Source organism: Bacillus sp. Bos-x628 (genome assembly GCF_040500475.1).
Classification (GTDB): domain Bacteria; phylum Bacillota; class Bacilli; order Bacillales; family Bacillaceae; genus Bacillus; species Bacillus maqinnsis.
Genome location: NZ_CP159358.1, coordinates 1,192,904 through 1,218,753, shown reverse-complemented (window position 1 = coordinate 1,218,753; position 25,850 = coordinate 1,192,904). Strand labels below are relative to the sequence as shown.

Sequence of the window (25,850 nt, the reverse complement as noted above, 5' to 3'; positions counted from 1 at the left end):
TTATATTGCATACAAAGCGCTTTTCCTCTTTTGAAACATGCGGTATATCATATGCTAAATCCTTTATAATTAGCGGTTCCATTATCGGTGCTATCTTTGCGTAAACTGCCAGTAATCAAAATCAAACAAATGTCCTTCATCTGTTCCAGTAAATACAAAGAATACTTTGTGCACACCAGTTGCGCCACTTACTGCAGTTTCTATTTCTCTCCAGTTTTGTGCTCCACCTGTAGAAGGTACATTCAGGGTTCCAACAAGCTTACCGTCTGCACTGTCGAGGCGCACTTCTATTTTTCCACCTATAGTAGATGCTACATTTGCTTTAAACGTGCTGGCACCACCGGTTCCGAAGTCTACATTTCCTACAGCAATCCAGTCTCCGTTATGAATGTTTGTTACATTTTGATTATTTACCGATCCGCCGGGTGCTGAGGATTTCTTTGTCAAAATGCGTCCATTCCAAGCAAACGTTTCAGCTTCTACTCGGTTATACGGATTCAAATTGGAAAGCTGTGTTACGCCTTCATAATTTGCCGCTACCTCTTGAATGGATCCATCTGCATTGTGCACCAGCTTATTAATATGGGGAGAACGGTACCCTTTGCCGGCTCCAAATAGAGCGGAACTGACAGTTTGAGCATGGTACACCACATACCACTCATTTTTAAAATGGAAAACAGCATGATGATTGTTTCCGCCACCTCCGAAAAATGCACCTGGATTTTTCAGGAAGTGCCCTTTATACGTAAAGGGACCCATGGGACTTGAGCTGGTCATGTAGCCGATCTCACCTGGGGGTATATCGGCTGGGTGCGTGCCCCCGAAATTAATGCAATAGGAATAGTAATATTTTCCGTTATCCTTGTGCATTGCTGAATCTTCAAACATGAAAGGCGCATCAATTGTAGATGCACTTCCACTAACACTGGTCATATCTGGCCCCAATTTTATGACTCTTGCTGTTTGAGGATTGGCCCATTGCTCTTGCGTTGGATTTGAACCGCCAGGGATGCCCCCGCCGGCATACAAGTAACCGGTGCCGTCGTCATCTACAAATACTGCCGGATCAAAAAGCCACACTACACCGGACATTCCTGGTGTACTTGTTGTAACTAGCGCTTTTCCGATCGGATCTGTCCAAGGACCGATTGGGCTGTCTGCGGTGAGAACTCCGATACCTCCGCCACTGTTTGCGAAATAAAGGAAGAATTGATCCTTACCATTGATCTTTTTAACTGCGGCTGACGGTGCCCAAGACGCACCTGCCCATTTTGCAATCCCTTCACCGTCATTAGCCCCATTGGCACCTGCTACCGGAATGGCTCCGTGGTCTGTCCAGTTCACCATATCCGCTGAAGATATGACGAATACTTTATTCAAATTGGCAAATGAATTATCCTTAATCGTTCCGTCGCTATTATATTCATAGTCATCACTTGACATATAGATATAAACTCTTCCGTTATAGGTCAGCACAAACGGATCTGCTCCCAAATGATGGTCTATAAGCGGATTTGAATTCCCTACATGTTTTGCAATTGGGGTACTTACAGCAAACGTAGATTCCCCAAACAAGCAACTCAAAAATAGAGCAAGAACCAATAAACATACGCTACACTTTTTACTCATAGCTAAACATCCTCCTTTTCCCTTAAAAATGGAAAATTCCTCAAATAAGCAAAAAAGTAAAAACTAATCAACAAACGTTGCATTTTGTTTTTATCACTTAACATCCTCCATTTACTTTAAAATGGAGGAGGCTTTTTTAAAATATGATGACAACTGATCTTGAAGAACGCATCGAATGGATTATTTCTAGAGAAAAGCGTGTTTCGTAATGGATTCAGGTTTAGCTTCTGCAAAATGAGGCGAAAAGGGATTGGTTTTGATAGTGCCATTCAATACCGTTTAATTCACATATTCATGGATTTATGTTTATGTTCTTGTACATACAGAAGTTCAACTTGATTCATGTCCGTTTTTTTATAGTGAGAAGCGCCTGTCCTATATCAACGGAGATTCTGGATACGAAACAAAGGTGATGACGAATGTGGGCAAACGAGCGGAGAGTTTTAAGTCTGGATAGAAGCATTTAGAATCATTCATTACTCTCTAAGCACAAAAACTATACCTTCCTATTAAGCAGAGACTTTTTACATCAGGGATAGGAGAGGTAAAGCACGGGGCATAATAACATCAATCGAGAAAGGAGGGTGTAAATGGGTCAGCAGCACCAGTTTAAACCAGGACATAAAGCACCGAATAATGGCGTTTATATTGAAATTGGCGAAACCGGAAGTATGGTGAAAGATCCTTTAAAAATTAAGCTCAAAGCAGGCGATGTCTTTCCGGATAACTCGAATCATCATCGCGTCTGGACATATCAAAGAAAGCCGTAAGCAATTGACTAACAGTTCATATAATAAGACTTTAGAGGCATGTGTCGTGCCTCTTTTTTCTTTACAATAAAAACAATTAAGTGTTCAAATTTTCAAATAAATAGTATGAAAAAAAGCGAAATTAAGGTAAAATATGTAATAAGGAATAGAATGATTGTTGAAAGGATTTGTGTGATGGAAAAGATGAATCTCAGTGAAAGTGTTTGGAATAAACACTTTACCTCATTATTCATATCAAGGCTCATTAAAAATACAGGGGAAAGCTTTGCATTTACATCCGTCCTTTGGCTATTGATTTTAAGAGGAGACGGAGCACTTGGTACAGGACTTCTTCTTGCGGTGACAGTTCTTCCTTCATCATTGTTAGCCCCGATCCTAGGACCTCTTATGAAAAACCACCATTTGTCCAAATGGATGTTTGCTTCAGATGTCGTTCGAGCAACAATTGTACTTATTATCCCGCTCCTGCACTTTTCACAATTATTGCCCTTATGGTTATTGATCTCACTAATGGTGATTCAATCAGCAACAGGTGCAGCTTATAATCCAGCCTCTGTGGCCATCTTACCGCAGATTGTACCGACACATCTCATTCAAAAAGCAAATGCTATCTTACAATCATCATTCGAAATTGTGGCGCTTGCAGCAGTCATGGTAGCAGGGCTGCTTGTGAAATTAATCGGACCCGCAGATACACTGCTAATTACGACTGCATTATTTATCATTTCAGGCCTTTTTATTATCGGAGTCAAGCTGAAGAGAACAGAAGAAGAAAGAGCAGCAGGCATTAAACAGGCAAAGAATACATACCTTTATAACTTAAAAAAAGGCTTTCTTGTTGTCAAAAATCATCATATTTTATTTGCTTTGACACTTTATTGTATTTTGATGAATGTAGCGGCAGCACCTTGGCAAGCACTGTCTGCCGTTTATGTAGCAGAAGCGCTGCAAAGTGATTCAATGGTTTATTCTATTTTAAGAGGCGTTGCAGCTGTAGGCGCATTTATGATGGGGTTTGCTCTTGCAAAGGTGAAAATTAAAAGGTTCGGTTTGTTCTTTATTGTAGCTGGCATCATTGAAGGTGTTGCGTTCTTTATCACAGGGATGAGTACATGGCTACCGGTTGTTCTGTTTGCTTCCTTTATTTTTGGAGCGGCAGTGAGTGCCATTAATGTACCAGAAATGGTTATCATCCAAACATCTGTTGATCAAGAGGATCAGCCGCAAGTGTATGCGGTGATCACTGCTTCATCAAACGTATTTCTCCCGCTTGCAGCAGTTGTATCAGGTGTTCTGGCTGAGAGATTTGGAGCAGGACCTGTCATTGCTGGAGGAGGGTTGCTTGAAATTCTATCGGGTATTGCCATCTTCCTGTTTACAGGGCTTGCTAAAAGCCATTTCACAGCAGATAAACAGAAGTCCGAAGCGGTTGAGGTCTAAATAAGAACCCCCCTGTCTAGCATACAGGGGGGTTCTTATGTATTAAGAGTGTTTCGTTGAACTTTCAGTTTCTTTCATTGGACTTACTTTAGCAAAAATGAATAAGATAACCGTAAACACAACTGCAAGAATGGAAGTCAAAGTAAAATCATAAGTTGCTCCATTCATAGACGCAACGATGTAACCAGCCATATGTGTTAGCAGAAAAGTCCAAATGAGGGTGATAATATAGCGCATAATCCCACCGTCCTTTATGTAACAATCTATTGATTATCATACCATATATGCAAGTGGGGGGAAAACTGTTTTCCGCCTTCTGCTATAAAAATAAAAAGATTTCTTCTGTCATTAGGGGATTTCCTTATTCCTATAAGAGAAGTTGTTCATATGATAGAAAGCAGAATCACTGAAAGGAGGCTAGCCATATGGGTGTAAGTGAACGTTTTCTAAAGCTTGGTTCCCAGTGGAACGTCATTCACCTTCCTCAAAAACCAAATGGCTTTGGCATTCTTATCCTCGGTGACCGAAATCACTTTGTGCAGGAAAATACATCATTCTGGCTTCAGCATTATGGGAGAAACCAGCTTTTAACTGCTTTAAAGGATGAAGGGTATACATTGTTTAATAGTCATCTTCATGGGAATCACTGGGGATGCGAAGACGCTGTTTTTGATGCAAAACAGCTAATTCATTACACATTAAAACAAGAAATATTAAACCGAGAAATTCATGTGCTTGCAGAGGGGATGGGTGCACTTGTTGCCATGAGTCTTGCCGACGAGATGCCAGAAGTATTAAGGTCCATTGCGATGCTGAATCCATGCTTACATCTTCATGCACAAAGAGAGATTGAAAGAGAACACAAATTCTTTTACAAACAGATGATCAAGGAGTTAGCACAGAGCTATGGATGTACTGAACAGGAAGCAGAAACGTATCCACTTCCTTCTTGCCCGGTTCATTCCGCTGATGTACCGATTCATATATGGCAAAGGCTAAATGGTGCTCCATACGCGTATGAACTCCATGCAAAGCCTTTTATTGATCAGCATATGATGGATCAAGAGCACTATCCGATCGACCTAACCTTGCATATGTTTGATCATCCAAGAAGAATTTTTCAGTCCATTCACAAATTTTATAAATCGCATGAAAGAGATTTGTAATGAATAGAATAATAATAGCCCTTCATAGAAAGGGCTCTTCTTTTTATTCGACATACGCAAAAAGGGGACATGAAGATGGAAACAGGGCTCATCATAGGTGCAGATGAATTTTTTGGACTGACACTTTGTGAATATATGATGAAAGAGGGCTTACAAGTTGACATTACACTTCCAGAAATTCATACAGAGCAAAGAAAGAAGCTATTAGAGGAGCGGATGATGTGGCTTGGTCGAAATGATCTCATTCGTGTCATTGACGTTCAGGATAGCCAAGAGACATATGACGTCATCTTTATTCAATCAGAAGATCCAGATCAAAGAGAACATATCAAAGCGCAGCAAGGAATGTACCGGTTACTCTTCACGTCCGAAGGCGATGCGTTAAAACAGCATGAACCTACTATTTTACTTCCTGACATGTTCGGACCGTGGACACTAGATCAAGAAAAAAGAACATGCAAGGACCATTCTTATTTCGTAGAAGATGTCGCAAAGGCTCTTGTGAAGTGGGTCTTAAACACCAATCAAAGACAGGAAATGATTCATCATTTGAAGGTGGAAAGTCAAACGGATGTCAAACAAGCAGAAAAAATTATCATAGACTGGGAAAGACAAAACTCAGCATTTTTCGACAAAAAGCAAGAATGATCTTCCATCTTATCTTTTTTCAGTATAAAATAAGCCTATATTTAACATACAGTATAGAACCTGTATGTTCAAAGGGAGTTGAACATGGCATGAAGTACCAACGGCTTGTCATGATCTTTTCGTTCCTTCTGCTATTATCTGCCTGCTCGCAGGCCCCTTTAAAAGGACATATTGAGAAGGTGGGTTTACTCGTCCCCGATACAATTAATGATCAAGTTTGGGGAACGAAAGGTTATAAAGGCTTATTAAGTATCCAATCAACATTTGATGTAGATGTTTATTATAAGGAAGGTATGGTTGACAAGGAGAAAATTGTTGATGCCATTGAGGATTTCCATAAAAAAGGAGTCAATTTAATTATTGGTCATGGCAATGAGTACAGCGACATTTTTAACTTGATTAGTGAAGATTATCCGAAAATACAATTCATTACGGTCAATGGAGGCAAGCCTCGAGCTAACAATGTCACGAATGTTACCTTTAAAGGAGAGGCAATGGGCTTTTTCGGGGGAATGACAGCAGCACATATGTCAAAAACAAAGAAGATTGGTATTCTTGCTACATATGATTGGCAAAGCGAAGTAGACGGATTTATCAAAGGTGCTAAATATCAAGACTCACATGTGCAAGTACTGGCGGAATTTGTCGAAAACTGGGATGATGCCGCCAAAGCTGTTAAGCTGTATGAAAAGCTGAAAAAACAAGGCGCAGATGTTGTTTATCCAGCAGGTGATGGTTATAATATCCCTGTCATTGAACAAATCAAAGCTGATAACTTATCAGCGATTGGGTATGTCACCGATCAATCGAACCTTGGTAGCCATACAGTCTTAACAAGTACGGTACAGCATGTAGATAAAGCATACAGTATCATTGCAAAGAAATTTAATGAAGGCACACTAAATGAAAAAAGCGAGTATTCCTTTGATTTTAAAGAAGGAGTGATCGAAATGGGGAAATTTAGTACAACCATTGATCGTTCATTTGTGAAAGACATTAAAAATGAGATTACTTATTACAAGAAAACGGGCAAGCTTCCAAATGAAAAGTGAGGTAATTGAATATGCAGCACGAGAAATCAATGGAGTTTTTGCAAATTGCAATGAAGTATTTTCCGCAAGCAAAAGAAGAATTAGATAAAGCAGGTATTCAGCTTGAGCAGGAAGCACTTCAGCCGCTTCTGACATTGTTTACATCTGTCATGCAAGAGGCGTATGAGCTTGGAAAAGTGGATGCAGAAGCAGAAAAAGCCACAAAATAGTGGCTTTTTTTATAATAACTTTTTCTTAAAGGCACTGATCATTGGTCCGACATCTTTGAATACAGGCTTTAGCTCCTCAATCGAGTTCATAATGTGACCAATCTGATTCATGACGTGCATATAGTCGATAGAGTCATCATTTGAGGTTGTATCAGTACGTTCATCTTTCAGTTCTGACTTGCTTTTCTCTTTCTCCGCTGGCTGTCCAAACATCATCGCCGTGAAAATATCTTTTTCTGCCATATCGTATGCTCCTTTCTACTATTGTATATCATTAATCTATGAAAAAAGTGAGAGAGAAGGTTAGACGTTTGTATTGCCAAGGAGAAAAAAATAAGGTAAAATTAGTACCAGATACTAATATAAGATCACAATATTACATGCTCTTATGAGTTAAAAGGAGTCTTATTCAATGAATGCTGGAATTATTGGCCTTGGCCGCTATATACCTGAAAAAGTCATAACAAATCATGATTTAGAAAAAATGGTTGACACTTCTGATGAGTGGATTCGTACTAGAACAGGTATAGAAGAAAGAAGAATTGCATCTGATGATGTCAATACATCTCATATGGCGCTTGCTGCTGCAAAAAAAGCACTTGCGGCTGCAGATGTGGCTGCAGAAGATATTGATATGATTCTTGTGGCAACAGTAACGCCAGATCAAGCATTTCCGACAGTCGCTTGTATGATACAAGAACAGCTCGGTGCACATAAAGCATGTGCAATGGATATTAGTGCTGCTTGTGCTGGCTTTATGTATGGGCTTGTTACTGGAAAACAATTTATCGAATCAGGAACATATCAACATGTGTTAGTCGTTGGCGTAGAAAAGCTTTCTCGTATTACAGATTGGGATGACCGTAATACAGCTGTTTTGTTTGGAGATGGAGCAGGCGCTGCTGTTTTAGGAACTGTCAGTGAAGGGAAAGGAATACTAGCATTTGAGCTCGGAGCTGATGGAAGAGGCGGGAAGCACTTGTACTTAGATGAAAAAGATCATACAATCATGAATGGACGAGAAGTATTTAAATTTGCTGTGAGACAAATGGGCGAATCAAGTGTTAACGTCATCAAAAAAGCAGGACTATCTAAAGAAGACGTTGATTTCTTAATCCCGCATCAAGCCAATATTCGTATCATGGAAGCAGCTCGCGAACGCTTAGAGCTACCAGTTGAAAAAATGTCAAAGACCGTCCATAAATATGGAAACACATCAGCAGCGTCCATTCCAATTTCACTATGTGAAGAAATCGAAGCCGGTAAAATTCATGACGGCGATGTGATTGTGATGGTTGGTTTTGGTGGCGGATTAACGTGGGGCGCAATTGCTATGCGATGGGGCCGATAAAAGAGTGAGGTGCACAAATTAATGGATAAAAAACGAGTAGTTGTTACAGGATTAGGTGCTTTGACACCTCTTGGCAACGATGTAGAGACAACATGGAAGAATGCTATAGCAGGTGTATCAGGTGTTGGACCAATCACACGTGTTGATTCAAGTGAATATACCGCAAAAGTAGCTGCAGAACTAAAAGATTTTAACATCGAAGATTATATGGAGAAAAAAGAAGCGAGAAAGATGGCACGCTTCACCCAATACGCAGTGGCAGCTGCTCAACAGGCTTTAGAAGACTCACGCCTTGAAATCACAGATGAAAACGCACCGCGTGTTGGTGTATGGGTTGGTTCTGGTATCGGCGGACTTGAAACGTTTGAAGAGCAATTTGAGATCTATTCAAATAAAGGCGCAAGACGCGTAAGCCCATTCTTTGTGCCAATGATGATTCCGGATATGGCCACTGGCCAAATTTCAATTGCTCTTGGTGCAAAAGGGGTTAACTCTTGTACAGTGACAGCATGTGCAACTGGTACAAATTCAATTGGTGATGCATTTAAAGTCATTCAGCGTGGAGATGCAGATGCCATGATCACTGGCGGGACAGAAGCACCATTAACAAAGATGTCATTTGCAGGTTTTTGTGCGAATAAAGCACTTTCGACAAATCCTGATCCAGCCACAGCAAGCCGTCCATTCGACAAAAACCGTGACGGATTTGTCATGGGTGAGGGTGCAGGGATTATTGTTCTTGAAGAACTTGAGCATGCATTAAAGCGCGGTGCGACCATTTATGCAGAAATCGTTGGCTACGGTTCAACAGGAGATGCATACCATATTACAGCTCCAGCTCCAAACGGAGAAGGCGGCGTCCGTGCCATGAAAGAAGCCATTCGAGATGCTGGTGTGAATGTGGATGAAATTGATTATATCAATGCCCACGGAACAAGCACACCTTACAATGACAAATTTGAAACAATAGCGATTAAAGAGGTGTTTGGCGAGCATGCCAATCAGCTTGCGATCAGCTCTACGAAATCAATGACTGGTCACTTGCTTGGTGCAGCCGGCGGGGTAGAAGCGATTTTCTCTATTCTTGCGATTAAAGAAAGTGTCATTCCACCAACAATCAACCTTAAAACACCTGATGAAGAATGTGACCTAGACTATGTAGCAAATGAAGCACGTTCAAAAGAAGTAAAGGCTGCCTTGAGCAACTCACTTGGATTTGGCGGGCACAATGCGACAATTATCTTCAAAAAATACGAAGCATAAAACAACCAAGAAGGCGACGATCTATAAACGGATCGCCGCCTTTTTGCATATGCTGAAAATGGAGGTGTCAAACTGTATGGGTCTGATCAATACACAATATCTCATTCATCAATCATCATCATTTCAAAAACTTGCAGCACGTTTTGTTCCTTATTTTAAAGGGGCATTAGAAAAAGAATGGTCCTCTATCCTATCACATCTTCAGTATCATGGCATGACGAAATGTTGGAACACATGTCAGCAAATGATCGACCAGCTCAAAGAAAAAGGCTACTTTCATCTTGTCATGAAAGAATACAAACTGTTGCAAAAACAATGGGGAGGTCCAGATGTTCCTATTTTTATTTTGCCTGTCAATGAGAGCAGCAAAGAAATCAGAGAGCAGTTCTATTATCAATCAGGCATTGCTTTTGACGACAAAATCTTTCTCTTTCTATCCACGAATACACCGAAAGAACGTATTGGTACTTTGATGACACATGAATATCACCATGTGTGCAGGTTGCATTTTCTCACAAAAGAAGAAAAAGACTTTACATTCCTTGATACTATCATGATGGAGGGGCTCGCTGAATATGCTGTATACCATAGATATGGAGAAAACTATACAGCAAAATGGACAACACTATATAATGAAAGCCAGCTTGAACGCATGTACAAAAAATGGGTTTCTAATCATCTTCAAACGAAAGTTCAGAATGACGAAAGGCTGATACAGAATCTTCTTTATGGGAAAGGGAACTACCCCAAAATGCTTGGTTACGCAGTTGGATTTCATATGGTGAAAAAGTATTTCAATCAGCATCGAGTCAGTGAGGATTCAGTGATTAAAGAGCCGGCAGAATCATTTTTAAAAGTGATGGAACAAATAAGTGAATAATTAACATAAAAACTGTAATATTACAATTTTACTAAATTATTCTTGATTTTGTCATGATGATGTAATAACATACAAATATAAAATTTTGATTATTCTTTTTATTCTAAGAGGAATAAATATTCTGTTTCTTTTTATCTATGGGGAAAGGAGTGAATCAATGAGCACGTTACTTGAAGTGCAAAACTTAAAAACATACTTCTTCAGAAAAAAAGAACCTATACCCGCTGTTGATGGTGTAGATTTTACGATAAAAAAAGGAGAAACAGTAGCACTTGTCGGTGAGTCTGGATCGGGAAAAAGTATTACGTCCTTATCAATTATGGGATTGATCAAAGGCTCAGGAGGAAAAATTATGGATGGGTCCATCAAACTTGAGGGCAGAGATCTTGTTACATATGCTGAAAAAGAATTATGCAAAATTCGCGGGAATGAAGTATCTATGATATTTCAGGAACCAATGACCTCACTAAATCCCGTCTTAACCATTGGGGAACAGATAAGTGAAATCCTCATCTATCACAAAAAAATGTCAAAAAAAGAAGCGAAGCGAAAAGCAGTTGAATTGTTAAAGCTTGTTGGTTTTTCACGAGCAGAACAAGTGATGAAGGATTATCCACACCGCTTATCTGGCGGGATGCGTCAACGGGTGATGATCGCAATTGCTCTTAGCTGTGATCCGAAACTTCTCATTGCAGACGAACCAACGACCGCACTTGATGTGACCATTCAGGCTCAAGTGCTTACTCTCATGAAAGATTTATGCAGCAAACTGGGAACGTCCATTTTATTAATTACACACGATTTAGGGGTCGTTTCTGAGGTTGCCGATCGCGTCATTGTTATGTACTCTGGGCAGATCGTCGAAAATGGCACAGTGAAAGAGCTATTTGACCATCCTCTTCACCCTTATACAGAGGGGCTCCTCAATTCAATTCCTGTCATAGATGGTGAAATTCATCAATTAATACCGATAGAAGGAAATGTACCTGCTCCCGATCAGCTTCCACCAGGATGCCGCTTTGCTCCAAGATGTCCAAGGGCTATGGGAAAATGCATGAGCAATTTGCCTAAGCTGAAAACATTAGAAAATGGAAGATCGGTCAGATGTTTTTTATATGAGGAGGATGTAAGCGAAAATGACGCTAGCTGAGAATCAATCCAATCTCATTGAACCAATTCCAAGGGAAACGATTCTAGAACTCAAACATGTGAAAAAGCACTTTCCAATCAAAGCAGGTATTCTCCAGCGTACAGTAGGTGCCGTCAAAGCAGTTGATGGAATTGATCTCAAAATTTATAAAGGCGAGACACTCGGAATTGTGGGCGAATCAGGCTGCGGAAAATCGACTTTAGGTCGTACGATGATCCGCTTATACAAACCAACAGATGGACAAATTTTATTTAAAGGGCAGGATATTTCCGGTATACCTGAGTCAAAATTAAGACAATCCACAAGAAAACACATTCAAATGGTCTTTCAAGATCCTTTTGCCTCACTCAACCCTAGAAAAACACTTCGCAGTATCATCAAAGAACCCTACAAAACTCACAACATGTATACCTTCAAAGAACGAAATGAAAAAGTCGAACTTCTGCTCGCAAAAGTTGGTCTTCATCCAAGCTTTGCAAACCGCTATCCACATGAATTTTCTGGAGGGCAGAGACAACGGATCGGCATTGCCCGAGCACTTGCGATGAACCCAGAGATGATCATTGCAGATGAACCCGTATCTGCACTGGATGTGTCGATTCAAGCTCAAGTGATCAATCTCATGCAAGAGCTTCAAAATGAATTTCAGCTCACATATTTGTTTATTTCTCATGACTTAAGTGTTGTTCGTCATATTAGTGACCGAGTAGGTGTCATGTATTTAGGCAAGATGATGGAGTTAGCAGATAAACATAATCTTTATGATGACCCTCTCCATCCATATACAAAAGCGCTTCTTTCTTCAGTACCAGTCACAAGGAAAAAAGGCCAAATCAAAAGAGAACGCATGATCTTGCAAGGGGATTTACCGAATCCGGCAAGTCCGCCGAAAGGCTGTGTGTTTCATACAAGATGCCCACAGGCGAAGAGTATATGTAAAGAAAGAATACCAATGTTTCAAGAATTGAAAACAAATCACTTTGTTGCCTGCCACCTTTACGACACATAAAAAAATGAGGGGGAATCCCGACGACTAGTAAAACAGATTTTATTAAAAAATGAAGGATGAGGGGAAATTTAAATGAAAGTTTCGAATAAGCGCGCATTTTTTGTCAGTCTATTGCTGATCTTTACATTGATACTAGCGGCTTGCTCAGGGGGAAATAAAACATCAGGAGACAATGCCAAAGAATCGACTGGAAAGCCAGTCCAAGGCGGTGATCTTGTCATTGGATCAATCGGTGAACCCACTTTATTTAACTCTTTATACTCTACTGATGTGGCAAGTTCAGATATAGAAAACAGAATTTACAGCTTTTTGCTTGAAACGGATGGGAAATTAAACCCGCAGCTTTCTTTAGCAGAGGATATTAAGGAATCTGATGACGGCAAGCAATTTGATGTCACCATTCGTAAAGGTGTCAAATTCCATGACGGAAAAGAATTGACCGCAGATGATGTTGTGTTTACATACAGCATTCCGATTGATAAGGATTACAATGGTGAACGTGGTTCAGGCTTTGAAGTATTAGAATCTGTGAAAAAGACTGGCGATTATTCAGTACAATTTAAATTAAATCAAAAAGATCCATATTTTTATAATGTAACCCTAGGAAGCTATGGTATTTTACCTAAGCATATTTTAGGTAAGGTTCCAATTAAGGATTTAGGCGAGAATGAATTTAACCGAAAAAAACCAATCGGTTCAGGCCCTTTCAAGTTTGCAGAGTGGAAGGAAGGCGATTATGTAAAGCTTGAAGCATTTGATGACTATTGGGATGGTCGTCCATACCTAGATACTGTCACGATTAAAACAATCCCTGATCAAAATGCTGCACTTGCACAGCTCTCAGCAGGTGATATTGATTTCTTTGTCGTCCCAGGAGCCGATCTAGCAACTGCTGAAAAAATTAGCCATGTGAAAATCGAATCTGATCTCGGCTTGAACTATTCTTTTATCGGTTGGAATCAGAAAAATGAACTGTTCAAAAGTAAAAAGGTTCGCCAAGCCCTTACGCATGCCATTGATCGCCAAACCATTGTTGACCAAGTATTAGATGGAGACGGGCAAGTAGCGAACATTCCTGAAAGCCCACTCTCATGGAACTATCCGAAAAATGGAAATGTCCCTGTATTTGAATATAATCAGGAAAAAGCAAAGAAGCTTTTAAAAGAAGAGGGCTGGGAGGATACGGATGGAGATGGCTACCTTGATAAGGACGGGAAAAAATTCTCCTTTGTCATTAAAACGAATCAAGGAAACAAAGTGCGTGAGGACATTGCGGTAGTTGTTCAGCAGCAGCTAAAAGAAATTGGGATAGAAGCAAAGCCACAAATTGTTGAATTCAGTGCATTAATTGAACAAACATCTCCACCAAAATGGGATTATGATGCTTTACTTTTAGGTTGGAGTCTAGCTACTTTCCCTGATCAATATACGATCTTTCACTCAAGTCAGTCCGAAAAAGGTTTGAACAATGTTTGGTATAAAAACGAAGAGGTTGATAAATTGCTAGTTGAAGCAAAATCAAGCAGTGATCGTAAGGAGTATTCAAAGATCTATGAAAAAATCTATGAGCTGATTGCTGAAGATCAGCCATACACGTTCCTTTACTATGCGAACTCCCATCGTGCGATGCCTTCTAATCTCCAAGGTTACTCTTATCACCCGAAAGATGAGTATTACAAAATTGAAAAATGGTGGTTTGAAAAGTAGAAATTCAGTGAAGAAGGGGAGTTCTCTCCTCTTCTTTAACAAGAGATTGGCCATACGTTGAAAAAAGGAGTCGTGCATATGTTTACATATATCATCAGAAGGATATTGCTCTCAATACCGATTCTTTTTGGTATTACCATTTTGTCCTTTGCGATTATGAAGGCAGCTCCAGGTGATCCGATGTCACTCATGATGGACCCAACCATTAGTGCGGCAGATCGAGAGGCATTTATTGAAAAGTACGGTTTGAATGATCCTGAATATGTGCAATACATGAAATGGCTGGGCAATATGCTACAAGGTGATTTTGGTACTTCCATCGTCAAAAAGGGAACCCCAGTAGCTGATTTAATTTTTGCAAGACTACCGAATACCCTTATCCTCATGATTTTTTCTACAATTGTGGCGCTCATCATTGCCATTCCGTTTGGTGTTCTTTCAGCAAAGCGTCCATATACGAAGCTTGATTATGGCATCACCTTTACATCCTTTCTTGGACTGGCTATTCCGAATTTCTGGTTCGGTCTTATTCTTATTATGGTTCTTTCCGTTAATTTGGGCTGGTTTCCAACTGGCGGGGTTGCGACAATCAACACAGACTTCAATCTGTTTGATCGAATTCATCATTTGATTTTGCCAGCTTTTGTTCTTGCCACAGCAGATATGGCAGGGCTCACACGATATACGAGATCAAGCATGCTAGATGTGATGCGGCAGGACTATATCCGTACAGCAAGAGCAAAGGGATTTAGAGAAAATAGGGTAATCTATAAGCATGGATTAAGAAATGGACTCATGCCGGTCATTACAATCTTTGGTCTGATGATTCCATCTTTTATTGGTGGAGCGGTTGTCGTTGAACAAATTTTTTCATGGCCTGGTCTTGGAAAATTGTTTATTGATTCAGCTTTTTCGAGAGACTATCCTGTCATCATGGCCATGACCATCATCTCTGCGGTGCTCGTTGTAGTGGGAAATCTCATAGCGGATGTTTTGTATGCAATGGTTGATCCGCGAATTGAGTATTAGAAAGGAGCTGAACGAAATTGGCACAACCAAATATCGGACCACCTCCTGTTGATATCAAACTTAAGGAAAGCCTGCCTAGCAAACCGGAAACGATGTTGCGTCTTTTTTGGGAGAAGTTTTTTAGAAATAAGCTTGCGGTGATAGGGACATGTATCCTGCTTGTGATTATTTTTGTTGCTATCTTCGCGCCGGTTATCGCTCCATATACGCCGGAAGAGCAGGATTTGCTTAAAAAATTGATGCCTCCAAACTCAGAACATTTAATGGGAACAGATAAATTTGGTAGGGATATTTACTCAAGAGTGTTATATGGAGCAAGGGTGTCTCTATTAGTCGGTTTTGTATCTGTCCTTGGTGCGATTACCATTGGCACATTGGTCGGGGCAATCGCTGGGTATTTTAAAGGATGGGTTGATTCTATACTCATGCGATTAGTCGATGTCGTGTTATCAATTCCAGATATTTTTCTATTAATTACACTTGTCACCATTTTTAAGCCAGGGGTCGATAAGCTCATTCTGATCTTTGCTCTGACAGGCTGGACAACAACAGCACGCCTAATTCGAAGTGAATTTTTATCACTTAGAACAAGAGAATTTGTATTAGCAGCACGAACGATAGGTACAAAAAACCATGTCATTATCTTTTCACATATCTTACCTAATTGTATTGGACCGATTATTGTATCGGCAACGCTTAAAATTGGTACAGTCATTCTTGCTGAGTCTACGTTAAGCTATTTAGGGTTTGGCATTCAGCCTCCTACACCAAGCTGGGGCAATATGCTACAAGATGCGCAAAATTTCTCCATCATGGTGCAAGCGTGGTGGTATCCATTATTCCCTGGTCTATTTATCCTGCTAACCGTGCTATGTTTCAATTTCCTAGGAGATGGTTTAAGGGATGCTCTTGATCCTAAAAGAAATTGATGTAATATCAAAAGCGAGTGTTATCTCACAAGCACTTTCAGGCTGTCAAGATTTTCTCGACAGCCTGAAAGTGCGCACTAAGGCATGGCGGGTCCCTTACGGGGAAACTCTTAAGTAATCTAAGTCCAAAGAATGGCGCACTGGTACAGAAACACTCAAAAGCAATTGCTAACAAACTCGATAAACGATCAAAAGATATTGAACAAACGATGATTGATTTTATGCACTTTGAGTTAGGTATGCCGATTAGTGCGGCTCGATCAATTGCTTGGGCCACTATGCTAATTATTTAAAAGATGGAGTTGTTTTAATGTCTATTGAAAAAGAATTAGAATTATTAAAGTACCAAGTTTACCTTTTGAAAAAAATGGTGGTAAATGAAGAGCATCCTTTTTTTATGTATGCACTGGATCATAATCTTGAAGAAAAACAAGTGAAGATGATTTGTAAAGTGTTAAATGTATTTTCCAATAGACTGACGGATGACACTGATTATAATTCAAATGAATATCATCAACATGTTAGTGAAGAAGATAAACAATTATATGAAAGCTTTTCTATCTCCGAAACGGATTTACTAAAAGATGAAAAACCAAGTATAAAGGAATTTGAATTACTAAAAGAAAAAATCTTTTCTGACAGCATTCATTCTAAATACCTTTTACTAAGTTTAAAGAGACAACATATTCAACCCAAAGTCTGCGAATTTCTTCTCGAAGAATTAGAAAGCCTCTCTTGATTAAGAGAGGTATTTTTTGCGGTTTCTTTTCGGTGTGGAAATATTCTGGAAATGATAATATATGTCATTATAGGGAAAATCGAGGAAGGGGTAAGGTCTTATGGACAAATAAAACACCTTTAAGTTGAAAATTGGGCATAGAATACCTGAAAAGAAAAAGAAGAAGAAATACCGCCACAATCTAAAGAAAAACAATGGACGGCAATTAAACAAGGCTTAAAGGTCGTATTTCGATCAGCTCCGCTCGAATTTCTAGAAATTCTTTTTGGGTGACTAACAGTTTACCTATGGGTATTTGATATTGGGATGATGAATGCTTTGTTTTTTCTAAAGAGTTTGGTGTGATCTGGATCACTTTCATTTCAGGTGGGGTGTGGCTGGTGATAAGTTTATTGTCATTGCGAATGAAGGGTTTTTCCGCACTATTAACTGTGACAAAAAATAATAAAAACAAACTTTCTGCCTCTCAGCTTGAAGTTTAATAAAGTTGGAATAATTTCTCTCTCACTTGCCCATACTGTGGACAACAGTTTTTAAAAAGTGAGGGATTGGTTATGTTATTTCTTCATGATGTATGGGTGAATTGGTTTGAAGGGGAAGAGAATGGCTACAATGTGTGCCATTTTCATGAGTGGCGCAAGGAGGACAGCGTAGAATTGTTAGATCAAGTACCTTTACTTAAGGTGCAGAGTTCTTTGTTTGATTACATAGAAAATGATCTGTCAGAGCTACCGAAAATGCTGTTAGAAGCTGTTTTTGAGAAATCATATGTTCGTAAAAATCATGAACGGCGAAAATTAGAATATTGCTTTGTAGTGACAGACGGTATTCGTATCATTGCTGTGGATACAATTGGCTATTCTATACCAGTTAGAAAGAGTCGTCTCATTCCGAGACAGGAGCAATTGGTGTATGAAATGGTGAAGGATGTGAAGGCAGAGGAGTTCGATTTCTCAACAGACACGCTTGAGTCTTCCAAGAAATATCATATTCTGTCTTTACCGCCGCAGCATATCAGTGGATTAACAAGAAAAGAAAGACAGCTAAAGCAGCTCCTGTTTATGGCACTGGATCAATTAAAGGGTCTGCAAAATCGGGCAGAAATTATTTATTGGTATACGGAATGGAATCCGCGGATGTACAACCAAATCAAACGAATGTCATTCGAGGAAATTTGGGATATGCTTTACAATGAAACAATTGATGGGTGGTCTGACAACCACGTAGCATTCTGTGAAAAAATGATGAAAGGTCAGCCGTTTTTTGAAAAGCTTTGGGAAATGGAAAACGAATCAAAAGTAAATTAATGAAAACAAGCTTGCAGCGCACGAGGTGCAAGCTTGTTTTATTTGCGTTTTCTGCCAAGACCCATAGCGTTCTCCATTTTTTTGAGCATTTTGTTTGCTGCGCGATTTGCTTTTTCAGCTCCTTCGTCCAAGATGCGGTCAAGTTCTTCTGATTCAATAAGCTCATAATAACGATCTTGAATAGGTTTTAAAGCATCAATGACAATTTGCGCAAGATCACCTTTAAATTCTCCGTAGCCTTTGCCTTCGTATTTTTGTTCAAGTTCAGCAATGGAGATGTTCCCTAACACAGAATAGATGGTTAACAAGTTGGAAATGCCAGGTTTGTTTTCTTTGTCATATTTCACAATACCTTCTGAATCGGTCACAGCACTTTTAATTTTCTTCTCAAGTTGTTTTGGTTCATCTAATAGTGTAATAAATGATTTTTGATTTGGATCAGATTTACTCATCTTTTTCGTTGGATCTGTTAAAGACATAATTCGAGCGCCTTCTTTAGGAATTTTCACTTCTGGTACGGTAAAGATATCGTTGTACTTTCGATTGAAGCGTTCAGCAAGCGTTCTTGTCAATTCAAGGTGCTGCTTTTGATCCTCACCGACAGGGACCAAATCAGTGCCGTAAAGGAGGATATCTCCAGCCATTAAAGGAGGATATGTCAATAGGCCTGACACTACCGCCTCTTTTCCAGCAGACTTATCCTTAAATTGTGTCATTCTCTCAAGCTCACCAATATAAGCTACACATTGCAGCATCCATCCTGCTTGGGCATGGGCCGGAACTTCTGATTGAATAAACAAAGTGGCTTTCTCTGGATCAAGACCAACTGCCAGATAAAGAGCGGCTAGACTCCGAATATTTTTACGAAGCGTTAATCGATCTTGATTAACAGTGATTGCATGCTGATCAACGACACAAAAGTATCCATTATAATCATGTTGTAAGTCGACAAATTGCTTCATGGCACCAATATAATTTCCTAATGTCACGGAGCCACTAGGCTGAATACCTGAAAAAATTGTTTTCTTCGTCATGTTAAAACCTCTTTTCTTCAATATAAAAAGGCCCACTCGTCTCTTTTCATCAGAAAAGGGACGAATGAACCGCGGTACCACCCTTGTTATTTCATTAAGAAATCACTCAAGACGTTGATATCGGAGTCTGCTCCGTCTAAGCCTACTAACTCTGCCAAGTGTTCGGTTAGCTGCTCCAAAGCCCATTCCATATATGCCACTATCTGCTCGCACCGACCGCAGACTCTCTGAAAATGGTGAATATATGTACTCTTCTTCTTCATCGCAACATCATTTCTCTCTATTATAAATGATGGCAATGAAAAAGTCACGAGGCTCTATATGGCATTTTCGTTATGCCGCTAGACACTAAAAATTTTATATAAAATAACAATTATCTGTCAGAATTTCTAAAAAAGTGATTAATTATATGTATAAAACATTATTCTCCATGATTTTGTTTGATTAGTTTAATCAATTTATGCTTTAATTTGTTGAAGTAATAGAGACTTTAGTTTATAAAAATCCCCCTTTATCCCCATTTGCGTTTTTTGAAAATATGTGAAATTAATATTGCAATAAATTATTCTATTCATTATAATGAATTTGTTCACACGTTTGTGCTAGGCTCTGTACATAGTGAAAATTCAGAAAAAACAAAAGAAATAGAAAGTAAGCAAATTAAGGACTTTTTTACGCTATTTCTTTAATCTGAATCTCATCTTCTATCGAGACCTTTGAACTAAAACATATGATAAGGGGGAATACAGTTGAAAAAGCGTTGGTCTGTTGTTAGTTTAATGCTTATTTTCACACTTGTATTAAGCGCTTGTGGTTTCAGCGGAAACAAATCAGGCGACAGCACGAGCAGTTCTGGAGAGGCCAAAACAACATTAAATGTGAATATCTCTACTGAGCCTTTTTCACTACATCCAGGATTGGCAAATGATTCAACATCAGGAGGCGTTATCCGTCAAATATTTGAAGGATTAACAAGAATTAATGCTGAAGGTAAGCCAGAAAATGCGATGGCTTCTGATATCAAAACAAGTGCTGATGGTAAAACATACACATTCAAACTTCGTGATGCAAAATGGTCTAATGGTGACCCAGTTACAGCGAAAGATTTCGAATATGCTTGGAAATGGGTGTTAGATCCTAAAAATGAATCTCAATATGCTTATCAGCTTTACTATATTAAAGGTGCTGAAGCAGCAAACAAAGGAAAAGGTAAGATTGATGATGTAGGCGTAAAAGCAAAAGACGACAAAACCCTTGTTGTTGAATTAGAAAATCCTACTCCTTTCTTTACTGAACTTACTGCATTCTATACTTATATGCCAATAAATGAAAAAATCGCTAAAAAGAACAAAAATTGGTACACAAATGCTGGTGAAAACTATGTTTCAAACGGACCGTTTGTATTGTCTCAGTGGAAGCACGGTGGTTCAATTACACTTGAAAAGAACAACGAATACTGGGATAAAGACACTGTTAAGTTGAAGAAAATTAACATGTCAATGATAAAGGATACAAACACAGAGTTAAGCATGTTCCAAAAAGGTGAGCTTGATTGGGCTGGTTCTCCAACAGGAAATCTGCCAACAGAATCTCTTCAAAAATTGAAAAAAGATGGCAATTTAAACATTCAAACAATTGCTGGTGTTTACAACTATAAGTTTAACACGGAAGTAAAACCTTTAAACAATGTAAACATCCGTAAGGCACTTGCATACTCAATCAATCGTCAAGCGATTGTTGACAAAATCACGCAAGGTGAACAAGTTCCAGCAATGGCAATCGTTCCTCCAACAATGGAAGGCTTCAAAGATAACAAAACGGGTTACTTCAAAGATCATGATGTAACGACAGCTAAAGAGCTACTTGAAAAAGGAATAAAAGAATTAGGTTATAAATCAGTTTCTGATCTTCCAACATTGAAATTGTCTTACAACACAGATGAAGCACATCAGAAGATTGCTCAAGCCATCCAAGAAATGTGGAAAAAAGACCTTGGTGTAAAAGTTGAGCTCGATAATTCTGAGTGGAATGTTTACATTGATAAACTTCACAGTGGAGATTATCAAATTGGACGTATGGGCTGGTTAGGTGATTTCAATGACCCAGTTAACTTCCTTGAGCTTTACAAAGATAAAGACGGCGGGAACAATGACACTGGTTGGGAAAACAAAGAGTATCAAAAATTATTAAATGATTCTTCTAAAGAAACAGATGCAACAAAACGTGTGGAAATGCTGAAAAAAGCTGAAAAAATTCTTATCGATGATATGCCAATAGCACCAATTTACTTCTACACACAACTTTGGGTTAAAGATCCAAAACTAAAAGGTGTTGTTGTATCTGGTCTTGGTGATGCTCAATACAAATGGGCTTATTTCGATAAGTAAGATCATAGTTTAAGAGATCTATGGCAAGGATCTTAAGGTATATGGAGGATGTCTCTCCATATACCTTTCTTGCTGAAAAGAGAAATACTTGTAAAATCATGGAGGTGCAATTTCGTTGCTCAAATATATCGGTAAGCGATTAATATATATTTTAATCACACTGTTTGTTATTGTAACTGCAACTTTCTTTCTCATGCAGGCAGCACCTGGTGGTCCATTCTCTGGAGAGAAGAAACTTCCTGCTGAAATTGAAGCAAACTTAAATGAGCACTATGGATTGGACAAGCCTTTATTCGTTCAATACTTAAGTTACTTAGGATCGGTTGCAAAATTAGATTTCGGTCCCTCATTTAAATATAAAGGACAAACTGTTAATGACTTAATCAGTTCTGGATTCCCCGTGTCCTTTACCCTCGGAATTGAGGCAATTCTCCTCGCATTAGCATTTGGTGTATTGTTTGGGGTCCTTGCAGCTCTCTTTCATAATAAGTGGCAAGACTATACGATTGCTATTTTAACAATATTTGGAATATCTGTTCCAAGTTTCATTTTAGCAGCGCTTCTACAATATTTATTTGCATCAGAAGCAAGCTTTTTAGCAATTTTCCCAGTTGCAGGATGGGAGTCTTGGGCAAGCACCGTGCTACCTTCTATCGCACTTTCCTTCATGCCAATGGCGTTTATTGCCAGACTTGCACGGTCAAGTATGCTTGAAGTACTAAACAGTGACTATATTAGAACGGCTAGAGCCAAAGGATTAACTAAAACAGCTGTTACGATGAAACATGCAATTCGAAACGCATTATTGCCTGTAGTCACCTATATGGGGCCGATGGCAGCTTCGGTATTAACCGGTAGCTTCGTTGTAGAAAAGATTTTCGGTATTCCTGGGCTCGGCTCTCACTTTGTCACAAGTATTACAAACCGTGACTATACCGTTATCATGGGTGTGACAGTTTTTTATAGTATTATTCTATTACTTAGCATTCTCATTGTAGATATTTTATACGGCATGATTGATCCTAGAATTAAATTGACTAAGGCAAAGAAAGGAGTCTAACACATGGAAGAGTTGAATAAAGACTTATTTGTGCCGGCAACGGCTGATGCAGCAGAATCTGAAAAAATATCTAAACCCAGTCTTTCTTTATGGAAGGATGCTATGCTTCGTTTTCGTGCAAATAAACTTGCGATGGTTGGACTTGCGATTATTTTCATCATTGTCGTGTTGGCCGTGATAGTACCGTGGCTATCTAAATATGATTACTCAACAACAGATCTTCTAAACGCTGATCAACCGCCGTCTAAAGAGCACTGGTTTGGGACGGATGATTTAGGAAGAGATATGTTTGTTCGTACATGGGTAGGCGCAAGAATCTCGATTTTTATCGGGCTGGCTGCAGCTGTTCTTGACGTGATCATCGGGATCATTTGGGGGAGTATTGCTGCGTTCAAAGGCGGCCGTACAGATGAAGTGATGATGCGTATTGCAGACGTACTATGGGCAATTCCAACGCTTTTAATGGTAATTTTAATGATGGTCGTTCTGCCAAAAGGACTTTTAACCATCATCCTAGCCATGACAGTTGTAGGTTGGATCAACATGGCACGTATTGTTCGGGGACAAGTTTTGCAATTGAAAAGCCAAGAGTACGTTCTTGCAGCACAAACACTAGGTGCGAAAACATCTAGACTTTTATTTAAACACTTAATTCCAAACTCAATGGGACCAATTCTTGTCACCATGACATTAACCATTCCTACTGCGATTTTTACAGAGGCATTTCTAAGTTATCTAGGGCTAGGTGTACCTGCTCCGTTAGCGAGCTGGGGAACAATGGCGTCAGACGGGATCCCAGCCATGACGTACTATCCGTGGAGATTATGGTTCCCAGCCGCATTTATCTGTATAACAATGTTTGGTTTTAACGTGGTTGGCGACGGACTAAGAGACGCTTTAGATCCGAAGTTGCGTAAATAAGGGAGTGATTAGGATGGAACGTGAACGTATTCTAGAGGTGAAAGACCTTGCAATCTCATTTAAAACATATGGTGGAGAGGTTCAAGCCATTCGAGGTGTGAACTTCCACTTAAATAAAGGAGAGACGCTTGCCATTGTAGGTGAGTCTGGCTCAGGTAAAAGTGTCACATCACAAGCCATCATGAGATTAATCCCGATGCCGCCGGGTTATTTCAAACGTGGAGAAATCTTATTTGATGGTCAAGATATTGTGAAAAAATCCGAGAAGCAGATGCAATCAATTCGCGGAAAAGAAATTTCAATGATTTTCCAAGATCCGATGACTTCACTTAACCCAACGATGAAGATCGGTAAACAAATTACAGAGGTTCTATTCAAGCACGAACAAATTTCAAAAGAAGCCGCTGAAAAAAGAGCCATTGAATTATTAGAACTTGTTGGTATTTCAATGCCTGAAAAAAGAATTAAACAATATCCTCACGAATTTAGTGGCGGAATGAGACAAAGGGTTGTAATTGCAATGGCTCTTGCGGCAAATCCAAAGCTATTAATTGCCGATGAGCCAACGACAGCACTTGATGTAACGATCCAAGCACAAATTTTAGAGTTAATGAAAGAAATACAGCAAAAGATCGAAACATCTATTATCTTTATTACCCATGATCTAGGTGTTGTAGCCAATGTCGCTGATCGAGTAGCCGTCATGTATGCAGGTCAAATCGTTGAAATGGGTACAGTGGATGAAATTTTTTACAATCCAAAGCATCCATATACTTGGGGACTATTAGCTTCTATGCCAAGCCTAGATGCAGATGGTGGAGAAGAAGGAAAGCTAACAGCTATTCCAGGAACACCGCCTGACTTGACAAACCCGCCAAAAGGGGATGCATTTGCGCCTCGCAGTGATTATGCAATGAAAATTGACTTTGAACAAGAGCCGCCTATGTTCAAAGTATCAGATACCCATTATGTGAAATCATGGCTACTTCATCCAAATGCACCTAAAGTTGAACCGCCAGCTTCAGTTAAGGCGAGAATGCGCGAAATAGAAGGTAGCTACGAAAAACCTGTATTAGTAAAAGAGGGTGAATAGCATGGCAGAAAAACTCTTAGAAATCAAAAATTTAAAACAGCATTTCCATACACCAAGAGGAACTGTGAAAGCAGTAGACGGTGTATCATTTGATATTTATAAAGGGGAAACAGTTGGACTAGTGGGTGAATCTGGTTGTGGTAAATCAACGACCGGACGCTCTATTATCAGACTTTATGAAGCAACAGACGGCGAAGTTCTCTACAAAGGAGAAAATGTACACGGTAAGAAATCAAGACAAAAATTGCTTGCTTTCAACCGCCAAATGCAGATGATCTTCCAAGATCCATACGCCTCTCTGAATCCTAGAATGACAGTGCTAGATATCATTGCAGAAGGCATTGACATTCATGGCCTTGCAAAAACAAAGCAAGCGCGTAAAGAGCGTGTATATGAATTGCTTGAGACAGTTGGTTTAAACAAAGAGCATGCGAATAGATATCCACACGAATTTTCTGGTGGACAAAGACAGCGTATTGGAATTGCTCGTGCATTAGCGGTTGAACCGGATTTCATCATTGCCGACGAACCGATCTCTGCACTAGATGTGTCAATCCAAGCACAGGTTGTCAACTTAATGAAAGAATTGCAAAAAGAAAAAGGATTGACATACTTATTCATTGCGCATGATCTTTCCATGGTTAAATACATCAGCGACCGTATCGGTGTGATGTATTTTGGAAAATTGGTTGAATTGGCACCAGCGAATGAGTTGTATGAAAACCCGCTTCATCCGTATACAAAATCTCTATTATCAGCGATCCCGCTTCCAGATCCTGATTATGAGCGTAATCGTAAACGAATTAAGTATGACCCATCTGTCCATAAAGGGGCAAACACCGAGTTCCGTGAAGTGAAGCCAGGCCACTTTGTGAGTTGTACAGATGAGGAATTCAAACAGCTAAAAGCTAATCTATAAGAACATGTAGAAGAAGTACTGAATGATCAGTGCTTCTTTTTATTTGAAAAAAGTCAATATGGGTCCATTTTGCTTTGCGTTGACGCTTGTTATTTCTGTCTGTTTTCAACTGCTGATGAATTGCTCGAGATAAAACTTTTTTCGCTTAGTTTGAAAAC

The 25,850-nt window shown here is 39.4% G+C and carries 26 protein-coding genes and 1 other annotated feature; of the genes, 21 read left to right on the top strand and 5 right to left on the bottom strand.

Annotated features, from left to right (window positions below; genetic code table 11):
• Window positions 1-90: 90 nt before the first annotated feature.
• Window positions 91-1,629, bottom strand: a complete 1,539-nt coding sequence (locus ABVJ71_RS06410; protein WP_353856140.1) for a glycoside hydrolase family 43 protein — start codon at window positions 1,627-1,629, stop codon at window positions 91-93.
• Window positions 1,630-2,219: 590 nt separating this feature from the next.
• On the opposite strand from ABVJ71_RS06410, the gene ABVJ71_RS06405 reads away from it, so the two are divergent.
• Window positions 2,220-2,399: a YjzC family protein gene (locus ABVJ71_RS06405; protein ID WP_353856139.1), complete on the top strand. Its 180-nt coding sequence runs from the start codon at window positions 2,220-2,222 to the stop codon at window positions 2,397-2,399.
• A gap of 174 nt (window positions 2,400-2,573) precedes the next feature.
• Window positions 2,574-3,839, top strand: a complete 1,266-nt coding sequence (locus tag ABVJ71_RS06400; protein ID WP_353856138.1) for an MFS transporter — start codon at window positions 2,574-2,576, stop codon at window positions 3,837-3,839.
• Window positions 3,840-3,881: 42 nt separating this feature from the next.
• Here ABVJ71_RS06400 and ABVJ71_RS06395 read toward each other — a convergent pair whose 3' ends face one another.
• Window positions 3,882-4,076 carry a YjzD family protein gene (locus ABVJ71_RS06395; RefSeq protein ID WP_353856137.1) on the bottom strand — a complete coding sequence of 65 codons (195 nt, stop codon included), beginning with the start codon at window positions 4,074-4,076 and terminating at the stop codon, window positions 3,882-3,884.
• Window positions 4,077-4,264: 188 nt separating this feature from the next.
• On the opposite strand from ABVJ71_RS06395, the gene ABVJ71_RS06390 reads away from it, so the two are divergent.
• The 4 genes from ABVJ71_RS06390 (at window position 4,265) to ABVJ71_RS06375 (ending at window position 6,914) form a co-directional block, all read left to right on the top strand.
• Window positions 4,265-5,005: a hypothetical protein gene (locus ABVJ71_RS06390; RefSeq protein WP_353856136.1), complete on the top strand. Its 741-nt coding sequence runs from the start codon at window positions 4,265-4,267 to the stop codon at window positions 5,003-5,005.
• 75 nt (window positions 5,006-5,080) lie between these two features.
• Complete coding sequence (locus ABVJ71_RS06385) at window positions 5,081-5,653, top strand: nad binding enzyme (RefSeq protein ID WP_353856135.1); 573 nt, start codon at window positions 5,081-5,083, stop codon at window positions 5,651-5,653.
• Between the two features lie 89 nt (window positions 5,654-5,742).
• Window positions 5,743-6,705, top strand: coding sequence for a BMP family ABC transporter substrate-binding protein (locus ABVJ71_RS06380; RefSeq protein ID WP_353856134.1), 963 nt, complete (start codon window positions 5,743-5,745; stop codon window positions 6,703-6,705).
• An 11-nt stretch (window positions 6,706-6,716) separates the two neighbouring features.
• The gene (locus ABVJ71_RS06375) at window positions 6,717-6,914 is read left to right on the top strand and encodes a ComZ family protein (protein ID WP_353856133.1); all 198 of its coding nucleotides are present in this window, start codon (window positions 6,717-6,719) and stop codon (window positions 6,912-6,914) included.
• 9 nt (window positions 6,915-6,923) lie between these two features.
• Here ABVJ71_RS06375 and ABVJ71_RS06370 read toward each other — a convergent pair whose 3' ends face one another.
• Window positions 6,924-7,157 carry a hypothetical protein gene (locus ABVJ71_RS06370; RefSeq protein ID WP_353856132.1) on the bottom strand — a complete coding sequence of 78 codons (234 nt, stop codon included), beginning with the start codon at window positions 7,155-7,157 and terminating at the stop codon, window positions 6,924-6,926.
• Window positions 7,158-7,326: 169 nt separating this feature from the next.
• Between ABVJ71_RS06370 and ABVJ71_RS06365 the strand changes: the two genes are divergently transcribed.
• The 9 genes from ABVJ71_RS06365 to ABVJ71_RS06325 all read left to right on the top strand — a co-directional run bounded on the left by ABVJ71_RS06365 (window position 7,327) and on the right by ABVJ71_RS06325 (window position 16,971).
• Window positions 7,327-8,265: a beta-ketoacyl-ACP synthase III gene (locus ABVJ71_RS06365; RefSeq protein WP_353856131.1), complete on the top strand. Its 939-nt coding sequence runs from the start codon at window positions 7,327-7,329 to the stop codon at window positions 8,263-8,265.
• A gap of 21 nt (window positions 8,266-8,286) precedes the next feature.
• A complete protein-coding gene (gene fabF / locus ABVJ71_RS06360) occupies window positions 8,287-9,528 on the top strand; it encodes a beta-ketoacyl-ACP synthase II (protein ID WP_353856130.1) in 1,242 nt (413 codons plus the stop codon).
• 76 nt (window positions 9,529-9,604) lie between these two features.
• On the top strand, window positions 9,605-10,408 hold the full coding sequence (locus tag ABVJ71_RS06355; protein WP_353856588.1) for a DUF2268 domain-containing protein: 804 nt from the start codon (window positions 9,605-9,607) through the stop codon (window positions 10,406-10,408).
• Window positions 10,409-10,565: 157 nt separating this feature from the next.
• Window positions 10,566-11,558, top strand: a complete 993-nt coding sequence (locus ABVJ71_RS06350; RefSeq protein ID WP_353856129.1) for an ABC transporter ATP-binding protein — start codon at window positions 10,566-10,568, stop codon at window positions 11,556-11,558.
• Window positions 11,545-12,567 (top strand): dipeptide ABC transporter ATP-binding protein, encoded by a 1,023-nt coding sequence (locus ABVJ71_RS06345; RefSeq protein WP_353856128.1) that lies wholly within the window; start codon window positions 11,545-11,547, stop codon window positions 12,565-12,567. Before ABVJ71_RS06350 ends, ABVJ71_RS06345 begins: the two co-directional genes overlap by 14 nt.
• Before the next feature lie 72 nt (window positions 12,568-12,639).
• On the top strand, window positions 12,640-14,274 hold the full coding sequence (locus ABVJ71_RS06340) for a peptide-binding protein (protein ID WP_353856127.1): 1,635 nt from the start codon (window positions 12,640-12,642) through the stop codon (window positions 14,272-14,274).
• A gap of 78 nt (window positions 14,275-14,352) precedes the next feature.
• Window positions 14,353-15,303, top strand: coding sequence for an ABC transporter permease (locus ABVJ71_RS06335; protein ID WP_353856126.1), 951 nt, complete (start codon window positions 14,353-14,355; stop codon window positions 15,301-15,303).
• Between the two features lie 92 nt (window positions 15,304-15,395).
• The gene (gene opp4C, locus ABVJ71_RS06330; protein ID WP_353856587.1) at window positions 15,396-16,232 is read left to right on the top strand and encodes an oligopeptide ABC transporter permease; all 837 of its coding nucleotides are present in this window, start codon (window positions 15,396-15,398) and stop codon (window positions 16,230-16,232) included.
• A 310-nt stretch (window positions 16,233-16,542) separates the two neighbouring features.
• Entirely contained in the window at window positions 16,543-16,971 is a 429-nt protein-coding gene (locus ABVJ71_RS06325) for a DUF1878 domain-containing protein (RefSeq protein ID WP_353856125.1), read from the top strand.
• 205 nt (window positions 16,972-17,176) lie between these two features.
• On the opposite strand, the gene ABVJ71_RS06320 is transcribed toward ABVJ71_RS06325, so the two are convergent.
• Window positions 17,177-17,425, bottom strand: coding sequence for a hypothetical protein (locus ABVJ71_RS06320; protein WP_353856124.1), 249 nt, complete (start codon window positions 17,423-17,425; stop codon window positions 17,177-17,179).
• A 100-nt stretch (window positions 17,426-17,525) separates the two neighbouring features.
• Here ABVJ71_RS06320 and ABVJ71_RS06315 point away from each other — a divergent pair, with 100 nt between their 5' ends.
• Window positions 17,526-18,278, top strand: coding sequence for a YjbA family protein (locus tag ABVJ71_RS06315; protein WP_353856123.1), 753 nt, complete (start codon window positions 17,526-17,528; stop codon window positions 18,276-18,278).
• A 38-nt stretch (window positions 18,279-18,316) separates the two neighbouring features.
• Here the strand turns inward: ABVJ71_RS06315 and trpS are convergent, their stop codons facing one another.
• Window positions 18,317-19,312 (bottom strand): tryptophan--tRNA ligase, encoded by a 996-nt coding sequence (trpS, locus tag ABVJ71_RS06310; protein WP_353856122.1) that lies wholly within the window; start codon window positions 19,310-19,312, stop codon window positions 18,317-18,319.
• A 53-nt stretch (window positions 19,313-19,365) separates the two neighbouring features.
• Window positions 19,366-19,584: a binding site (T-box leader), on the bottom strand.
• Window positions 19,585-20,061: 477 nt separating this feature from the next.
• Here trpS and ABVJ71_RS06305 point away from each other — a divergent pair.
• The 5 genes from ABVJ71_RS06305 (at window position 20,062) to ABVJ71_RS06285 (ending at window position 25,692) form a co-directional block, all read left to right on the top strand.
• On the top strand, window positions 20,062-21,699 hold the full coding sequence (locus ABVJ71_RS06305) for a peptide ABC transporter substrate-binding protein (protein ID WP_353856121.1): 1,638 nt from the start codon (window positions 20,062-20,064) through the stop codon (window positions 21,697-21,699).
• Between the two features lie 115 nt (window positions 21,700-21,814).
• On the top strand, window positions 21,815-22,759 hold the full coding sequence (locus ABVJ71_RS06300; RefSeq protein WP_353856120.1) for an ABC transporter permease: 945 nt from the start codon (window positions 21,815-21,817) through the stop codon (window positions 22,757-22,759).
• A gap of 3 nt (window positions 22,760-22,762) precedes the next feature.
• On the top strand, window positions 22,763-23,680 hold the full coding sequence (locus tag ABVJ71_RS06295) for an ABC transporter permease (protein WP_353856119.1): 918 nt from the start codon (window positions 22,763-22,765) through the stop codon (window positions 23,678-23,680).
• A gap of 4 nt (window positions 23,681-23,684) precedes the next feature.
• On the top strand, window positions 23,685-24,773 hold the full coding sequence (locus ABVJ71_RS06290; RefSeq protein WP_353856118.1) for an ABC transporter ATP-binding protein: 1,089 nt from the start codon (window positions 23,685-23,687) through the stop codon (window positions 24,771-24,773).
• A gap of 1 nt (window position 24,774) precedes the next feature.
• Window positions 24,775-25,692: an ATP-binding cassette domain-containing protein gene (locus ABVJ71_RS06285; RefSeq protein ID WP_353856117.1), complete on the top strand. Its 918-nt coding sequence runs from the start codon at window positions 24,775-24,777 to the stop codon at window positions 25,690-25,692.
• The last annotated feature ends 158 nt before the right edge of the window (window positions 25,693-25,850 follow it).

Coding starts and splice junctions, on each gene's coding strand:
- ABVJ71_RS06355 (WP_353856588.1), top strand. CDS start 9,605: ATGGGTCTGATCAATACACAATATCTCATTCATCAATCATCATCATTT.
- ABVJ71_RS06340 (WP_353856127.1), top strand. CDS start 12,640: ATGAAAGTTTCGAATAAGCGCGCATTTTTTGTCAGTCTATTGCTGATC.
- ABVJ71_RS06380 (WP_353856134.1), top strand. CDS start 5,743: ATGAAGTACCAACGGCTTGTCATGATCTTTTCGTTCCTTCTGCTATTA.
- ABVJ71_RS06375 (WP_353856133.1), top strand. CDS start 6,717: ATGCAGCACGAGAAATCAATGGAGTTTTTGCAAATTGCAATGAAGTAT.
- ABVJ71_RS06405 (WP_353856139.1), top strand. CDS start 2,220: ATGGGTCAGCAGCACCAGTTTAAACCAGGACATAAAGCACCGAATAAT.
- ABVJ71_RS06400 (WP_353856138.1), top strand. CDS start 2,574: ATGGAAAAGATGAATCTCAGTGAAAGTGTTTGGAATAAACACTTTACC.
- ABVJ71_RS06370 (WP_353856132.1), bottom strand. CDS start 7,157: ATGGCAGAAAAAGATATTTTCACGGCGATGATGTTTGGACAGCCAGCG.
- ABVJ71_RS06285 (WP_353856117.1), top strand. CDS start 24,775: ATGGCAGAAAAACTCTTAGAAATCAAAAATTTAAAACAGCATTTCCAT.
- ABVJ71_RS06385 (WP_353856135.1), top strand. CDS start 5,081: ATGGAAACAGGGCTCATCATAGGTGCAGATGAATTTTTTGGACTGACA.
- opp4C (WP_353856587.1), top strand. CDS start 15,396: ATGTTGCGTCTTTTTTGGGAGAAGTTTTTTAGAAATAAGCTTGCGGTG.
- ABVJ71_RS06315 (WP_353856123.1), top strand. CDS start 17,526: ATGTTATTTCTTCATGATGTATGGGTGAATTGGTTTGAAGGGGAAGAG.
- fabF (WP_353856130.1), top strand. CDS start 8,287: ATGGATAAAAAACGAGTAGTTGTTACAGGATTAGGTGCTTTGACACCT.
- ABVJ71_RS06390 (WP_353856136.1), top strand. CDS start 4,265: ATGGGTGTAAGTGAACGTTTTCTAAAGCTTGGTTCCCAGTGGAACGTC.
- ABVJ71_RS06295 (WP_353856119.1), top strand. CDS start 22,763: ATGGAAGAGTTGAATAAAGACTTATTTGTGCCGGCAACGGCTGATGCA.
- ABVJ71_RS06410 (WP_353856140.1), bottom strand. CDS start 1,629: ATGAGTAAAAAGTGTAGCGTATGTTTATTGGTTCTTGCTCTATTTTTG.
- ABVJ71_RS06325 (WP_353856125.1), top strand. CDS start 16,543: ATGTCTATTGAAAAAGAATTAGAATTATTAAAGTACCAAGTTTACCTT.
- ABVJ71_RS06395 (WP_353856137.1), bottom strand. CDS start 4,076: ATGCGCTATATTATCACCCTCATTTGGACTTTTCTGCTAACACATATG.
- ABVJ71_RS06350 (WP_353856129.1), top strand. CDS start 10,566: ATGAGCACGTTACTTGAAGTGCAAAACTTAAAAACATACTTCTTCAGA.
- ABVJ71_RS06345 (WP_353856128.1), top strand. CDS start 11,545: ATGACGCTAGCTGAGAATCAATCCAATCTCATTGAACCAATTCCAAGG.
- ABVJ71_RS06335 (WP_353856126.1), top strand. CDS start 14,353: ATGTTTACATATATCATCAGAAGGATATTGCTCTCAATACCGATTCTT.
- trpS (WP_353856122.1), bottom strand. CDS start 19,312: ATGACGAAGAAAACAATTTTTTCAGGTATTCAGCCTAGTGGCTCCGTG.
- ABVJ71_RS06365 (WP_353856131.1), top strand. CDS start 7,327: ATGAATGCTGGAATTATTGGCCTTGGCCGCTATATACCTGAAAAAGTC.